At 68.0% G+C, this 1,787-nt stretch carries 1 protein-coding gene and 1 pseudogene; both read left to right on the plus strand.

What is annotated here, in order from left to right; all coding sequences use genetic code 11:
• Positions 1 to 163, plus strand: a pseudogene (locus tag DQP56_RS24090) (DNA-3-methyladenine glycosylase); the annotation flags it as partial.
• 17 nt (positions 164 to 180) lie between these two features.
• Entirely contained in the window at positions 181 to 1,461 is a 1,281-nt protein-coding gene (tyrS, locus tag DQP56_RS24095; protein ID WP_112689586.1) for a tyrosine--tRNA ligase, read from the plus strand.
• The last annotated feature ends 326 nt before the right edge of the window (positions 1,462 to 1,787 follow it).

The following is a 1,787-nucleotide window of genomic DNA, read 5'->3' on the forward strand; positions in this document are numbered from 1 at the left end:
AGAATCCGGCCTGGAGGTGCTGTGCATCCAAGCCGGGGCCGGGCCGCGGGTGGGCGTCAGCCAGGCCGCCGACCGGCCGTGGCGATTGTGGGTGCCCGGGAAGCCCGAGGTTTCGGCCTACCGACGAAGCCCGCGGGCACCGGCGCCCGGCGCCAGCGACTGATCCGGGAAAATCGACTCATGCCGACGACGATTCTCGACGAGCTGGCCTGGCGCGGCCTGATCGCCCAATCCACCGACCTGGATGCGCTGAGTGCCGAAGTGGCCGGCGGGCCGATCACCGTCTATGCCGGATTCGATCCCACCGCGCCCAGCCTGCACGCCGGAAACCTGGTGCCGCTACTGGCGTTGCGCCGATTCCAGCGCGCCGGCCACCGGCCCATCGTGCTGGCCGGCGGGGCCACCGGCCTGATCGGTGATCCCCGCGAAACCGGCGAACGCACCCTGAACACCGCCGACACGGTGGCCGAGTGGTCCGAGCGGATCCGGGGCCAACTGGAGCGCTTCGTCGACTTCGACACCGGGCCCACCGGCGCGGTGGTGGTCAACAACCTGGACTGGACCGCGCCGCTGTCGGCAGTGGAATTCCTGCGTGACGTGGGCAAACACTTCTCTGTCAATGTGATGCTCGACCGCGACACCATCCGGCGCCGGCTGGATTCCGAGGGCATCTCCTACACCGAGTTCAGCTACATGCTGCTGCAGGCCAACGACTACGTGGAGCTGTACCGGCGGTACGGCTGCGCACTGCAGATCGGCGGCTCCGACCAGTGGGGCAACATCATCGCCGGTGTCCGGCTGGTGCGTCAGAAGCTGGGTGCGACCGTGCACGCGCTGACCGTCCCGCTGGTGACCGCGGCCGACGGCACCAAGTTCGGCAAGTCCACCGGCGGCGGCAGCCTCTGGCTGGATCCGGAGATGACCAGCCCGTACGCCTGGTACCAGTACTTCTTCAATACCGCTGACGCCGACGTGGTCCGCTACCTGCGCTGGTTCACCTTCCTGTCCGCCGACGAGCTCGAAGAGCTGGAGAAGGCCACCGCCGAACGACCGCAGGAGCGGTCCGCGCAGCGCCGGCTGGCCCGCGAATTCACCACCCTGGTCCATGGCGAGGCGGCCACCGAAGCCGTCGAGCTGGCCAGCCACGCCCTGTTCGGCCGGGGGGAGCTGGCCCGGCTGGACGAGGCAACGCTCACCGCGGCGCTGCAGGAGACGCCGGTGGCCCAATTGGCGCCGGGCAGCCCGGACGGCATCGTCGATCTGCTGGTCGCCACCGGGCTGTCGGCCAGTCGCGGGGCAGCCCGCCGCACCATTGGCGAGGGGGGCGTCTCGGTGAACAACGTCCGCATCGACAGCGAGGAATGGTCGCCGCAGTCGGAGGACTTCCTGCACGGCCGGTGGCTGGTGGTGCGCCGCGGCAAGCGCAACGTGGCCGGCGTCCAACGCGTCCAGGGTGGTTAGCGAGGACTCGACCCGGGCAACCCGGGGGAGCGGGCGCCGCACGAAGTTGATCTTGAAGGCGCCGAAATAGCCCTGCTAGCAGCGGATTTGACTCCCAGTTTCACCTCGCGTAACTTAGTGCACGTCGCCGCGACCAGGGCAGACCCGGTCAGCGCGACAAGCCCACGGAATCGAACGAGATTCACAGAGTGATTCCGGGGCACTCATCTGTCCGCACTGCCGACGCGCGGCTTTTAGCCGCGGGTTGACTGCGCGTCCGGGTGGGGCGTGTTGTTTGAGAACTCAATAGTGTGTTTGGTGGTTTTTGTTTGTTGTTGTTTTTGCCA

The organism is Mycolicibacter senuensis, assembly GCF_003284925.1.
GTDB lineage: Bacteria > Actinomycetota > Actinomycetes > Mycobacteriales > Mycobacteriaceae > Mycobacterium > Mycobacterium algericum_A.

Excerpts from the sequence above, each read along its gene's own strand:
- tyrS (WP_112689586.1), top strand. The coding sequence starts at position 181 with ATGCCGACGACGATTCTCGACGAGCTGGCCTGGCGCGGCCTGATCGCC.